General features: G+C 35.7%; 14 protein-coding genes. 8 read left to right on the plus strand and 6 right to left on the minus strand.

Annotated features, from left to right (window positions below; all coding sequences use genetic code 11):
* Window positions 1–41: 41 nt before the first annotated feature.
* Complete coding sequence (locus VKY41_RS02940; protein WP_500812941.1) at window positions 42–782, plus strand: MlaE family ABC transporter permease; 741 nt, start codon at window positions 42–44, stop codon at window positions 780–782.
* Complete coding sequence (locus tag VKY41_RS02945; RefSeq protein WP_500812942.1) at window positions 779–1,546, plus strand: ABC transporter ATP-binding protein; 768 nt, start codon at window positions 779–781, stop codon at window positions 1,544–1,546. Before VKY41_RS02940 ends, VKY41_RS02945 begins: the two co-directional genes overlap by 4 nt.
* Window positions 1,547–1,686: 140 nt before the next feature.
* On the opposite strand, the gene VKY41_RS02950 is transcribed toward VKY41_RS02945, so the two are convergent.
* The 3 genes from VKY41_RS02950 to VKY41_RS02960 form a co-directional block, all read right to left on the minus strand.
* Entirely contained in the window at window positions 1,687–3,174 is a 1,488-nt protein-coding gene (locus tag VKY41_RS02950) for a DUF389 domain-containing protein (RefSeq protein WP_500812943.1), read from the minus strand.
* A gap of 92 nt (window positions 3,175–3,266) precedes the next feature.
* Entirely contained in the window at window positions 3,267–4,346 is a 1,080-nt protein-coding gene (locus VKY41_RS02955; RefSeq protein WP_500812944.1) for a mannose-1-phosphate guanylyltransferase, read from the minus strand.
* 116 nt (window positions 4,347–4,462) lie between these two features.
* Window positions 4,463–5,059, minus strand: a complete 597-nt coding sequence (locus tag VKY41_RS02960; protein WP_500812945.1) for a SprT-like domain-containing protein — start codon at window positions 5,057–5,059, stop codon at window positions 4,463–4,465.
* A 574-nt stretch (window positions 5,060–5,633) separates the two neighbouring features.
* On the opposite strand from VKY41_RS02960, the gene VKY41_RS02965 reads away from it, so the two are divergent.
* The 5 genes from VKY41_RS02965 to VKY41_RS02985 all read left to right on the plus strand — a co-directional run bounded on the left by VKY41_RS02965 (window position 5,634) and on the right by VKY41_RS02985 (window position 9,224).
* A complete protein-coding gene (locus tag VKY41_RS02965; protein ID WP_500812946.1) occupies window positions 5,634–5,972 on the plus strand; it encodes a hypothetical protein in 339 nt (112 codons plus the stop codon).
* A gap of 304 nt (window positions 5,973–6,276) precedes the next feature.
* Window positions 6,277–6,708, plus strand: coding sequence for a hypothetical protein (locus tag VKY41_RS02970; RefSeq protein WP_500812947.1), 432 nt, complete (start codon window positions 6,277–6,279; stop codon window positions 6,706–6,708).
* Between the two features lie 197 nt (window positions 6,709–6,905).
* The gene (locus VKY41_RS02975; protein ID WP_500812948.1) at window positions 6,906–7,442 is read left to right on the plus strand and encodes a hypothetical protein; all 537 of its coding nucleotides are present in this window, start codon (window positions 6,906–6,908) and stop codon (window positions 7,440–7,442) included.
* A 260-nt stretch (window positions 7,443–7,702) separates the two neighbouring features.
* Window positions 7,703–8,698, plus strand: a complete 996-nt coding sequence (locus VKY41_RS02980) for a hypothetical protein (RefSeq protein WP_500812949.1) — start codon at window positions 7,703–7,705, stop codon at window positions 8,696–8,698.
* A gap of 70 nt (window positions 8,699–8,768) precedes the next feature.
* Complete coding sequence (locus VKY41_RS02985) at window positions 8,769–9,224, plus strand: DUF4890 domain-containing protein (protein ID WP_500812950.1); 456 nt, start codon at window positions 8,769–8,771, stop codon at window positions 9,222–9,224.
* Between the two features lie 59 nt (window positions 9,225–9,283).
* On the opposite strand, the gene hemL is transcribed toward VKY41_RS02985, so the two are convergent.
* Genes hemL through VKY41_RS03000 form a run of 3 tightly spaced genes read right to left on the minus strand, consistent with a single transcriptional unit; the run spans window position 9,284 to window position 12,302 of the window.
* On the minus strand, window positions 9,284–10,570 hold the full coding sequence (gene hemL / locus VKY41_RS02990) for a glutamate-1-semialdehyde 2,1-aminomutase (RefSeq protein ID WP_500812951.1): 1,287 nt from the start codon (window positions 10,568–10,570) through the stop codon (window positions 9,284–9,286).
* A 14-nt stretch (window positions 10,571–10,584) separates the two neighbouring features.
* Window positions 10,585–11,406: a glucosaminidase domain-containing protein gene (locus tag VKY41_RS02995; protein WP_500812952.1), complete on the minus strand. Its 822-nt coding sequence runs from the start codon at window positions 11,404–11,406 to the stop codon at window positions 10,585–10,587.
* A 5-nt stretch (window positions 11,407–11,411) separates the two neighbouring features.
* Window positions 11,412–12,302 carry a 1-aminocyclopropane-1-carboxylate deaminase/D-cysteine desulfhydrase gene (locus VKY41_RS03000; protein ID WP_500812953.1) on the minus strand — a complete coding sequence of 297 codons (891 nt, stop codon included), beginning with the start codon at window positions 12,300–12,302 and terminating at the stop codon, window positions 11,412–11,414.
* 296 nt (window positions 12,303–12,598) lie between these two features.
* Between VKY41_RS03000 and VKY41_RS03005 the strand changes: the two genes are divergently transcribed.
* Window positions 12,599–13,050, plus strand: a 452-nt coding sequence (locus VKY41_RS03005) for a hypothetical protein (RefSeq protein WP_500812954.1), incomplete at its 3' end; no start/stop codon positions are given.

Consider the following 13,050-nt stretch of genomic DNA (forward strand, 5'->3'; position numbering starts at 1 on the left):
AAAGCTTTAGTTTTTATACATTAGCAGGAACAAATTACAATATGACATACCTTCATAATATTGGGGCTTATTTTATAATGATAAAAGACATGTTTCGCAAACCAACCAAATGGTCTGTAATGAAACATCTTATTCTTAAAGATATTGACGATTTAATTATTGGATCCTTAGGTATCGTAGCCTTTATCTCGTTCTTTGTGGGTGGTGTGGTAACCATTCAAACAGCTTTAAACATTACAAGCCCAATAATTCCAAAATACTTGGTTGGTTTTGCAACCAGACAATCCATAATTTTAGAGTTTGCTCCAACCTTTATTTCCATTATTATGGCTGGAAAGGTTGGCTCATTCATTACATCAAGTATAGGTACCATGCGTGTTACTGAACAAATTGACGCGCTAGAAGTTATGGGTATAAACGCCATTAATTATCTGGTTTTCCCAAAGTTCATTGCTTTAATGTTGTATCCTTTTGTTATTTCTATTGCCATGTTTCTAGGAATTATTGGAGGTATGGCAGCTTGTATTTATGGCGGTTTTAGCACCTTAGATGATTATATCATCGGACTTCAATTAGATTTTATTCCGTTTCATATTACCTACGCATTTATTAAAACCATAATTTTTGCCTTTGTTTTGGCAACCATCCCATCGTTTCATGGTTATTTCATGAAAGGTGGTGCCTTAGAAGTAGGAAAAGCAAGTACCACAGCCTTTGTTTGGACGAGTGTGGTTATAATCCTTTTAAACTATGTATTAACTCAACTCCTACTTAGCTCATGATAGAAGTAAAAAACGTCCATAAATCTTTTGACGATGCCCACATTTTAAAAGGCATTTCTACAACTTTCGAAAAAGGAAAGACCAGTCTAGTAATTGGACAAAGTGGTTCTGGAAAAACGGTTTTCTTAAAGTGTTTATTAGGCTTGTTTTATCCAGAGGAAGGTAGCATTTCTTACGATGGAAAAGTGTACTCGGATTTGGATGCCGATGAAAAAAGAAAACTTCGCTCCGAAATGGGAATGGTTTTTCAAGGGAGTGCCTTATTCGATTCGATGACCATCATGGAAAACGTCATGTTCCCGTTACGCATGTTTACCAAACAAAGTAAAAGCGAAATGGAAGATCGTGCGAATTTTGTTTTAAAACGTGTAAACTTAGATGGTGCCCATAAAAAAATGCCTAGTGAGGCTTCAGGAGGCATGCAGAAAAGGGTAGCCATCGCACGAGCTATTGTGAACAAACCAAAGTATTTGTTTTGCGATGAGCCTAACTCGGGCTTAGATCCCAAAACAGCTATTGTTATCGATAATTTAATTCATGAAATTACCGAGGAATACAATATCACTACCGTAATAAACTCCCACGACATGAACTCCGTTATGGAAATAGGAGATAAAATCGTGTTCCTGAAAGATGGGTTAAAAGCATGGGAAGGTTCTAAAGAAACCATTTTTAAAACCGATAATGAAGTGGTTACCGACTTTGTTTACTCCTCAGAACTCTTTAAAAAAGTACGACAAATGTATTTAGAGGAAAGACATTAAACGCTTCTTCTCCATACCTTATCAACGCTTAAAGCCAGCTGCTTAATCACTAGTAGAAACAAAAATTCCAAAGAAACAGACTAAAAGAAAAACGATATCCTGGAGTCTCCTTCTTTGGAACTTAAAACTGGTATGGAAAATTAATTTATTCGCTTTACCACTATAGTGTCTAATTTTAATTTCACTTTTAGCCAACGCTCCAATTTGTTTTGCTCTTTGCCAATGTCACTTTCCTTAATCTTTGCCTTATCCCAAGCAATTAAAAACTCTGGAATGGTATCTGAAGTTTTAAAATCTGTTTGAATACGACTAGCATAACTGAAAGCTGACAGGTTTTCATAATTAATTTTTGCTTCGGCTACCACCTCGTTAAATGGAATGCTGTTTTTCTCTAAAGCCGATAACGTACGTAAGCGATTTTCAAGAAACTCGATTTTTTGCGATTGCGACATTAAATCAATAGAGTCTCGATAACGCAATTGCTCCATGTATCTCAAGTTGTCGTATTGCTCCGTTTTGCTTTGGTTAAATATAATTTTAGTATTGGCTAAATTTGGATAAGCATCTTTTTTATGTTTAATCAAATCAATGGTCGACTGTGGCACCTCACCCAACCCATAGGTGTTAAATTCAATAACTGATCCGGCATCACTGTACTTATAGATAACATTCTTCTTTATGTACTCAAAGTCTTCCAGGCCTCCTAGTTCATTTTCAACATATTTTCTAGCTTCTACATGAAAATTGCTTTCTTTTAAAACCTTTACAAAAGTCCAAACAGCTGGTACCATCACTATAATGGCCAACACTGAAGCAATTCTCGCTATACGTTTACGCTTGGCAGAATTGGCGTATTTAAGCATTGGAAATCTTAAAACCTTTAATACTATAAAGGTAGCTAAGGCTATAAATATGGTGTTAATGGTAAACAAGTACATGGCCCCAAAAAAGTACGACCAATTGGCTTTAGCCAATCCGTAGCCAGCGGTACACAATGGAGGCATTAAGGCCGTAGCAATAGCTACACCAAAGATTACAGAAGCGATGGTACCTTTTTTTGTGCGGGCAATAATCAATGCCAAACCACCAAAAAAGGCAATCAACACATCTCGAATATCTGGTTTTACACGTCCTAAAAGTTCAGAGGTATCTTCGCTAAGCGGAAATAACCAGAAAAATAAAAAGGCGGTCAATAAACTTAAAACAATCATGATGGCCAAGTTGATTAACGACTTTTTCATGGTATCAATATCGTTAACAGCCACAGACAATCCAATACCTAAAATAGGCCCCATAAGTGGCGAAATTAACATGGCTCCAATAACCACAGCAGTGGAGTTTGCATTTAAACCAATGGAAGCCACAAAAATGGAACATACCAAAATCCATGCGGTGGCACCCTTAAAGGAAATATCCTTTTTAATAGCCTCAATGGTTTCATCTCTATCTGTATCGTCCCTAAAATCTAAAAGCTCAATGATGAATTTTTTAAAATTCTGAATAAGGCCTTTAGCATCTTTCTTTACCGCTTGTTTTGAATCTTGGACGGCTTGATCTTTTTTGGAATTCTCTGCTGAAGCATTCGTAGTCGTTTCTTCTTCAGAAAAATTAAATTTATTTTCTTCCATGTTAGTTAGTTTAAAACCATAGTGCTAATATATAAATAAAACACAATCCGAATTAAGATTGGCCTAGTTGGTTGTGCATATTTTTTGAAAATTTACCCTAAGGAATTTCCAAATTTTTCTTTTACCTGATGAAGCACAACTTTTATGTCTTGTTCTTTTGATTTTGGATAAATAAGAAGCACCTCTTCTTTATCCACAATAATATAATCCTTTAATCCATCAACTACTACAACCTTACCTTTTGGGGTTCTTATCATATTGCCTGAGGCATCTTCCAAAAGGGTTCTAGCATTAACTACAGCATTTTGGTTCTGGTCTTTTTCTAGTTTATCGTACAAACTCCCCCAAGTACCTAAATCGTTCCAATCAAACGTAGCAGGAATAACATACACGTTTTTCGACGCTTCCATGATGGCGTAATCCACTGAAATGTTTTCGGCCTTTCCGTAGTTTTCACTTATAAAATCAGCTTCTTCCTCAGTATTATAAAAGGGAATCCCTTTTTCAAACAACTGAAATAAGCTGGCTTGATTCTTTTTAAAAGCTGCAACCACAGCATTTACATGCCACATAAAAATCCCTGCATTCCACAAAAAATTACCTTGTTCTAAAAATTGTTTTGCTGTGTGATAATCTGGTTTCTCCCTAAATTGTTCAACTTGTTTGACATGGTTTTTAGAGTGAGTGTGAAATTCAATATATCCGTATCCCGTATTGGGGAAGGTAGGCTGGATACCTAAAGTCATTAAGGCATCGTGTTTTGAGCAATAATCAAAAGCTTGTTGCACATTATCGGTAAAAGCTTGCTCATCTTCAATCCAATGGTCGCTCGGAGCCACAATCATAATAGCATTAGGGTTTTCCTTCTGTATTTTTAAAGAAGCATACAAAATACAAGGCGCTGTATTTCTCATAGCTGGTTCCAAAACCACCTGACGTTCGGTAACCTCAGGCAACTGTTCAAATACCAAATCCTTGTAACACGCATTGGTTAAAATAAAAATATGATCCTTAGGAATCAGTTTGGATAGCCTATGAAAAGTCTTTTGAATTAAGGTCTCTCCGGTTCCTAACATATCGTGGAATTGCTTCGGGAAATCTTGTGTACTAACAGGCCAAAACCTAGATCCTACTCCTCCTGCCATCAAAATGGCATAATAATCGTTCTTCATTACTGTATTGTTTTTATTGCAAGACACTAAGGTCAAGCAATTTGTATTATAAAAGTTGTATTATTAATAGAATCCCACCTCAACTGTCACTTTTGGAGTTCATAAAAATAAAGGTATTACTCCAATAACTCTACTTCTGCATTCGGGTTGAAAAGATACAATTTTCCTGTGCCTATTTCAACACACTCTATTCGTTTGGTTCGAGTATTTCCTTTTTTAAAAACCCTCCCATTATAAAGTCTAAAGGCGGCTCCTTTGGGTACTTCAAAAACATAGGTTTTATCCTTATCTGCATCATACTGCTTCAAAGCCAATGATAACGCTGCATCTGTATCACTACTTGCTTTTGGATTTTTAAAGTGTTTCGCTAAAAGCGGGAGGATCTCATGAGGAAACACCTGAGGATTTATAAAGGGCAACATCAGCCTTTGAAACGTATACTTCCATTCTTTACCGTGGGGCTTTATAAATTTACCAAACGTTTGATACGATTCAAAATGAGCTATTTCATGAATTAAAGTAATTAAAAACCGATACGGGTTTAAATTGGAGTTTACTGTAATAACATGAGTCCCATTAGGCAAACGCCTATAATCCCCATGCCTAGTTTTACGCTCGTTTTTTACCTTAACCGTTAAATGATCATGGTTTAAAAGCAATAAAACTTGCGGTACAGCAGATTGTGGAATATAGGTCTCTAGCTTATTTTGCATGCTACAAACATAAGTTTTTTGTTTCAGATTTTAATGCCTAATAATAAGTTTAGAAACCATCAACATCCAATGCCTTTTAATAACGTAATACATTTTATAAAACAACATCCCAACAAGGATTCCAAAACAACAGGTATCAAGCAACATGCAAATGAGTGTGACCCCATTCTCATATAAAGCTAAAACAACCTATACAAAAGAATCCCCCTGCCAACAAAATAACCGCCTGACACACAAAATTTTAAATAAATTTATAGTTGTACGATGTTAACCTTTCAATTTATGAATCATTAAGCTAATTGTATCCATTTTAAAACAGGACACAAAACAAGTACTTAAAACTATTACTAAATCTTTAATTTATTTAATGATGATTTTAACAAAAATTAAAAAACATGCTATGAAAATGACAAAACTCATTTTAGTTACTCTTTTAGTATCCTTCAGTTTTTCCTGTTCCCCTGAAGACGGGAAAGACGGGGCTACTGGTCCTCAAGGCAATGCGAACGTCATCGTATCTGACTGGCTTCAGGTTGAATTTGATCATGTTGATTCGAACAACAATTATGCCCGAATGTTAATTCCTATCGAAGACTTCGAGACTTTCCTACAGAATGGCGGAGTTGTTCAAATGTATATAAAACAATCAGTTGATGGTCGTCAATCCGTAACATACCCACTACCATTCTACGACTCCTCTGTAATCAATTATTCATTCGCTATATTAAACTTGGACGCAATAGGACAAGGCATTATGTTTCTAGCAAATAATCCAGATGTTGGTCAACTAGAAAACACTCCTGAGTTTACCATCCAATATGTATTAATCCCTGGCAACGCTTCGGCAAGAATGAATTTGAACGACAGTAAAATGTCCTACCAAGAGCTGATGAAATACTTAGATATAAAATAAACAAAAATCCCATGTTTTTAAAATCTATGACACAAATATGGAATACCGAGACTTTTTATAAATTAATACTTCTCACGGTTTCAATAATTTGCAATCACGTAATCTATTCATTATGTTTGAATTAACACTTTAATTCAGACCAATAAAACAAGCAACTAAAAATGAACTTTATTATCTAAATATTTAAATTTAAAAATTATGACTTTACCTAAAATGAAAAAACATGCCATGAAAATGACCAAACTCATTTTACTAACCCTTTTAGTATCCTTTAGCTTTTCTTGCTCCCCTGAAGATGGAAAAGATGGAGCACCCGGCCCACAAGGAGAACCAGGGGGCCGATGGAAATGCCAATGTAATTATATCAGATTGGTTTCAAATTGAATTTGACTATATAGACAGTACAGACACGAATGCACACATGATAATTCCTATTGAAAACTTAGACGGTTTCCTGCAAAATGGGGGAGCTATCCTGTTGTATATAAAATGGGATGAAGGAACCTTTGTTGACATTTTACCCTTACCTGTAGACACGAGGTTTTTTTACTTTGTATCAACCTTGGAGGGAGGAATTATTTTCAATGCTGTTCAAAACAACGTTGGTAATTTAGAAAACACACCACAAGTAACCCTCCAATATGTATTAATCCCTGGCAACGCTTCGGCAAGAATGAATTTGAACGACAGTAAAATACCCTACCAAGAGCTGATGGAACACTTAGATATAAAATAAACAAAAATCCCATGCTTTTAAAATCTATAACTCAATTAGGGAAAACCGCGACTTTTTACAAATTAAAACTACTCACGGTTTCAATAACCGCCAACCACCTAATCTATTTATTATGTTTTTGTTAACCAGTTGATAAAAACTCACAAAACAAGCAACTAAAAATGAACTTTATTATCTAACATTTATATTTAAAAACTATGACTTTAACTAAAATGAAAAAACAAGCCATGAAAATGACCAAACTTATTTTACTAACCCTTTTAGTATCCTTTAGCTTTTCTTGCTCCCCTGAAGATGGAAAAGATGGAGCACCCGGCCCACAAGGAGAACCAGGGGCCGATGGAAATGCCAATGTAATTATATCAGATTGGTTTCAAATTGAATTTGATTATATCAATTCAACCAATAATGCAGCCGACATGATAATTCCTATTGAAAACTTAGACAGTTTCCTGCAAAATGGGGGAGCTATCCTGTTGTATATAAAATGGGACGAAGGGACCTTTGTTGATATTTTACCCTTACCTGTAGACACGAGGTATTTTTACATAGTATCAACCTTGGAGGGAGGAATTATTTTCAATGCTGTTGACAACAACGTTAGTAATTTAGAAAACACACCACAAGTAACCCTCCAATATGTATTAATCCCTGGCAACGCTTCGGCAAGAATGAATTTGGATGGCGGCAAAATACCCTACCAAGAGCTGATGGAGTACCTAAATGTGGAATAAACAAAAAAACAGTTGTTTTTTTTAATAGGACATAAAACCGAAGTATTTACTTCGGTTTTTTTAGTCTTAATAAGAACGCTTTTTAATTATAGCACCTTAAAAAAATCCAATACATGTTCCAAAATCATTCTACACATTCTTAAGCAAATGAGCTTGTCAACTCACAACATGAAACACTGTGTTTCAATATTTTAACAGTTTGTATAAGTAAATAATACAACATTTTTCTTAATTTCACTAGCAAACTTAAAACGCTTAAAATGAACAAAGCACTTTTTATACTAGCCTTAGCTGCAGGCATATTTTCCTGCTCAAGCGACTCAGATGACAGTTCCTACACACCAACACCACCAGACCCAAGCCCAACACCTTTAGTGATTCCTGAATTCCTACCCAATCTGTCCCAACTCAATTTATTTACAGGAAACTTAAACAACCTAACACCAAGCAATCGAACTTTTATTTACAAGCTAAACACCACGCTTTTTTCTGACAACTCATACAAACAACGTGTTTTGGCTTTACCTGAAGGCACAGCTATGGAATATATGGACGACGGATTACCAAGTTTTCCAAACAACACAGTAATAGCAAAAACCTTTTATTATTTGAATAATGAAAATAACGAAGCCGAAGGACGCCAACTTATTGAAACCCGACTTCTAATAAAAAAAAATGGCCTATGGGAAATGGGTAACTACAAATGGAACGCGCAACAAACTGATGCCGTTTTAGATAACACGACAAGTACTGTTCCAATTAACTACACCAATACCGATGGAAATCCAGTAAATATAAATTATGTCATCCCCTCAGCTCAAAATTGTATAGATTGCCACAGGTCCGACACTCAAATAGTACCTATTGGTCCAAAACTTAGAGCGGTAAACGGCAACAATCAATTACAAAATTGGATAGCGAATAACTACATAGCGAATCTATCAAGCGCTTCAGAGGTGTCTATTTTACCAAATTGGGAAGATACGACTAACTTCACTTTGGAAGAACGTGCTAGAGCTTATTTTGATATAAATTGCGCTCACTGCCATAGTGCAGGAGGCTCTTGTGGCGACCAATCTAATTTAAGATTATCATACAACACTCCCTTTTCTAATACTTTTATTTTGGAAGGCAAAGAGAATATCGATTTTAGAATGTCCTCATACATGGATGGCATAAGCATGCCATTAATAGGAACAACCATGATACATACGGACGGCTACAATTTAATTAGCGAATATTTAAATACACTGTAAATCAATAGGTCCTATTAAACCTTTTCAAGTTTTAACAGTCTTAACTATATTAATATAAACTTTATATCAGATGAAAAAATTAGCATTAATCACCCTCGTTTTTATTACAAGTTTTGCGCAAGCACAAGAGAAATTGCATAGCAAACAAACCATGCAAGAATATACACCAGAGGAAATCTCTCAGGTAAAAGCCAAGCAACTCACCTTAGATTTAGATTTAACGGAAGAACAACAAAAACAAGTTCAAGCCTTATATCTTGAAAACATCACAGCTAGAAAAGCCCAAATGAAACAAGGCAATCTATCGGAAAACAAAAAAATGGAGAAAACAGAGCTTTCAAAAGAAGATAAACTTCAAATGAAAAACGACAGATTGGACCATCAGATTGCCACGAAAAAGAAAATGAAAGAGATTTTGAACGATGAGCAATATGCAAAATGGGAAAAACTAAGTGAGGAAAAAAAAGAAAAGCAAAGAAAGCAAATGCACCAAACGAAGCGCGCAAGTATAAGCAAGCAAAAATAACAAACCCGCTCTTGCAATAATAAAAAAGGCTGTCTAATTAATTTTAGACAGCCTTTTTTTTATAACGTGCTACATACTTTTTCGCAGGCAGCAATGGTTTTATCTAAATCACTATAAGTTAATGCATCTGTAATAAACCAAGTTTCAAAAGCACTTGGAGCAATATACACACCTTCCTTTAGCATGCCGTGAAAAAAGGCCTTAAATCGGTCGTTATTTCCTTGGGCTGCGGTTTCAAAATCCACCACATCGGTATCGGAAAAATGAATAGAAATCATAGATCCAATTCTATTAATGGTATGGGGAATATGGTGTTTATTTAAAGCTTGTGCACAACCTCTATGCAAATAAGCTGTTTTGTCGGCTAAGCGTTTATAGATCTTATCATCGGAATTTAATTCCTGTAGCATGGCTAATCCAGCAGCCATAGCCAACGGATTCCCACTTAAAGTTCCTGCCTGATAAACAGGCCCTATAGGTGCTAAATAATCCATAATCTCGGCACGTCCTGCAAAAGCTCCAACAGGCAGCCCTCCTCCAATAACTTTTCCAAAGCACACTAAGTCTGCTTCTACTCCAAACACTTCTTGGGCTCCTCCTTTTGAAAGCCTAAAGCCCGTCATAACTTCATCGAAAATCAATAAAATATTATTGGCAGAACACAACAATCTAAGTTTCTGTAAAAAATTATTTTGCGGCGGAATACACCCCATATTTCCGGCAACAGGCTCTAAAATAATACAGGCTATTTCACCTTTATTAGCGGCCACTAATTCTTCAACATGGTCAATATCATTATAGCGTGCCAACAAGGTGTCTTGAGCAGTTCCCTTCGTGACTCCTGGACTATTAGGTTGTCCAAAGGTAACGGCACCACTACCTGCTTGAATTAAAAACGAATCACTATGTCCGTGATAGCATCCAGCAAATTTGATAATCTTGTCCTTTCCTGTATAACCTCTAGCTAATCGTACAGCACTCATACAAGCTTCGGTACCGGAATTTACAAATCGAATTTTCTCTATATGAGGAACCATAGAAACAGCTAACTGAGCTATTTTAGTCTCTACCTCTGTGGGGGTTCCGAAAGAGGTTCCTAATTTGGTTTTTTCAATTACCGCATCAACTACAGGTTGGTAGGCATGACCCAAAATCATGGGACCCCATGAATTGATATAATCAATATACTGATTATTGTCTTCGTCTATTAAATAAGCACCATGGGCCTTTTTTATAAAAATTGGAGTTCCTCCTACAGCATTAAAAGCTCTTACCGGTGAATTAACACCTCCAGGAATTACTTTTTCGGCTTCTGTAAACAAAGCGCTACTTCTTTTATATAACATGAAATAAGTTCTTATTAATTAGATTTTACTATCAGGACTGCGCCTATAGTTAAATCGTTACTTGTTAAATTATTTAATCGTTTTAATTCGTCAACCGTGGTTTGATATCTTCTTGACAAGGAATACAAGGTGTCTCCCTTTACAATCACATGGGTGTTCTCCGCTTGTACCGCAACAGATCTAGAAGATCTATTACCTGTCACAGCCTCATCGTATTTGTATAGCTGGTAACGTTCTATCAAACTAATTAATTTATCTGGATATTTTCTATCCGTAGCATAACCGGCTGCTTTCAACCCTTTGGCCCAGCCTTTATAATCGTCTGTTTTTAATTGAAACAATCCTCTGTAACGGGCTCTTTGGGTCAAGAATAAGGAGTGATCGCGATAGGAGTATTTGGCATCATGATATTTTCTAAAGCACTCTTGTGAAGCATCATCATCGTGATAGATCCGAGCACCATTCCATTCATGGCATTTTATTCCAAAATGATTATTGGCCTCTACTGCCAAACGACCTTTACCGGAACCTGATTCTAAAATACCTTGCGCTAAGGTAATACTGGCTGGAATGTGGTATAAACGCATCTCCTCCTGAGCGATATCGCTAAATAATGCAATATATTCATCAGTGCTAGTGGGTACTCTTACTGGAGTGTCTTCTACTACAACAAGCTCAACGGGTTCTTCTTTTTTAACCGAAGGTTTTGTTCTTGGATCTACAACCACGCGTTCGGTTCTAGATTTGGTTTTATGTTTTCTGGAACTTGTTTTCCTACTAGTACCACAACTAAAAACGACGAAGCTTAAAACAAAAAGTAAAAAAAGTTTTCTCATGAACCTTATTGAATTATCGGTAATTTCTTATTTATTAATTTGGCATTCATACCGGCTATTCCTTGCAAGCCACCAGTATGAATGGCTAAAATTCTTGATCCTTCCGGAAAATATCCTTGTCGCATTAAATCGAAAATCCCATACATCATTTTACCTGTATAAATAGGATCTAATGGAAGCTTATATGCGCTTTTAAACGTGTTAATAAAACTTATTAATTCACTGTTTATTTTGGCATAACCTCCAAAATGATAGTCCGGTATTATTTCCCAATTGGATTTGCGTGCAAATTTACTAATTTCTTCTCGCAAAAAATCACCTTTTAACGCAGGAAAACCTAGAATTTTTTGCCCAGGGAAACTAGAATTAATTAAACCGCTGATAGTACCTCCAGTTCCAACAGGACAACAAATATAATCATAGCTTGTATCCGTTTCAGTTAGTATCTCCTCGCAGCCTTTTACAGCTAACTTATTGGTTCCTCCTTCCGGGATGAGATAAAAATCACCAAACATTAATTGCAACTCGGTTAAAAAAGCTTCGGAAGTCTTGTCTCGAAAACGTTCTCTTGAAACAAAATGAAGACGCATGCCTTGCTGTTTGGCAAAAGTTAAAGTGGGATTATCAGCAGTTTTACCAACCAATTCTTCTCCTCTTATAATGCCTATGGTATTAAATCCAAATTCCTTACCTGCAACGGCCACCGCGGCAATATGGTTCGAATAAGCGCCACCAAAGGTTAATAAAACCGAAGAATTTAATTGTTTAGCCTCGAGTAAATTGTATTTTAACTTCCGGTATTTATTCCCAGAAATGGCTGGATGATTAAGATATTCAAGCTTGATATCAAGTTGACCTTCTAAACAAATATTGACTTGATCCTTAATATCAATCACTTAGCTACCTATTAAAAATTAATACTCCCAAAGATAAGAATTGATACCAAGAACCAATTGTTAATAAGACAATTTAATTTTTTAATGAACCTAAGCTTAACCAACACAGAAACACACGTGATTGAAGCCTAACTCGCTTTGGAAACACACAAAATACTTATCAACAATAAAGTTAAAAAAATATATAATTTATATTAATTTTCGTATTTTTAGCGCATTAATAGCAAGATCACATATATGAACGATTCCCAAATCTAAATAATGTCAGGCTTTGCTATATAAAAACTTATAGTAAAATGAACAAAATTATCCTACGACCTAAGCAACAAGTCCGTTTTAAATTTTTCAATGTCCTTTTAACTTTTAGTGTTTGCCTACTCGGCGCATTAAGTAGTTTTAGTCAAACTAAAATCGCTAAGAATGATTTTAATTTATCATCTAAAACGGTTGAAGCAACAAACTCCAATTTTAAAAGCATTGAAATCTCATGGGACTTTTCCAATGCCACAAACAGAGCATCCACAACTTTAAACATTGAAATACAACCAATAAATGATTGTTGGAATAAGTTGGATGGCAAAAACCGATCTGAAATGATCACGAAGTCCTTTAAAAATATTCCTCAAAACCCAACAGGTAGCCTCCTTTTAAGTTTAGAAGAATACAACACCAAATGTTTTAAATGGCGTGCTCAAATCATAAACACTAACACGCGCCAAGAACACTATACCGATTGGCAATTTTCTAG

Origin of the sequence: Xanthomarina sp. (genome assembly GCF_035306605.1) — a bacterium.
In the GTDB taxonomy this organism is placed as follows: Bacteria; Bacteroidota; Bacteroidia; order Flavobacteriales; family Flavobacteriaceae; genus Xanthomarina.

Bases quoted from the DNA above. Each gene is read 5' to 3' on its own strand.
- VKY41_RS02970 (WP_500812947.1), top strand. From the start codon at position 6,277: ATGGAGCACCCGGCCCACAAGGAGAACCAGGGGGCCGATGGAAATGCC.
- hemL (WP_500812951.1), bottom strand. From the start codon at position 10,570: ATGTTATATAAAAGAAGTAGCGCTTTGTTTACAGAAGCCGAAAAAGTA.
- VKY41_RS02945 (WP_500812942.1), top strand. From the start codon at position 779: ATGATAGAAGTAAAAAACGTCCATAAATCTTTTGACGATGCCCACATT.
- VKY41_RS02960 (WP_500812945.1), bottom strand. From the start codon at position 5,059: ATGCAAAATAAGCTAGAGACCTATATTCCACAATCTGCTGTACCGCAA.
- VKY41_RS02940 (WP_500812941.1), top strand. From the start codon at position 42: ATGACATACCTTCATAATATTGGGGCTTATTTTATAATGATAAAAGAC.
- VKY41_RS02950 (WP_500812943.1), bottom strand. From the start codon at position 3,174: ATGGAAGAAAATAAATTTAATTTTTCTGAAGAAGAAACGACTACGAAT.
- VKY41_RS02965 (WP_500812946.1), top strand. From the start codon at position 5,634: ATGTTAATTCCTATCGAAGACTTCGAGACTTTCCTACAGAATGGCGGA.
- VKY41_RS02955 (WP_500812944.1), bottom strand. From the start codon at position 4,346: ATGAAGAACGATTATTATGCCATTTTGATGGCAGGAGGAGTAGGATCT.
- VKY41_RS02985 (WP_500812950.1), top strand. From the start codon at position 8,769: ATGAAAAAATTAGCATTAATCACCCTCGTTTTTATTACAAGTTTTGCG.
- VKY41_RS02975 (WP_500812948.1), top strand. From the start codon at position 6,906: ATGACTTTAACTAAAATGAAAAAACAAGCCATGAAAATGACCAAACTT.
- VKY41_RS02980 (WP_500812949.1), top strand. From the start codon at position 7,703: ATGAACAAAGCACTTTTTATACTAGCCTTAGCTGCAGGCATATTTTCC.
- VKY41_RS02995 (WP_500812952.1), bottom strand. From the start codon at position 11,406: ATGAGAAAACTTTTTTTACTTTTTGTTTTAAGCTTCGTCGTTTTTAGT.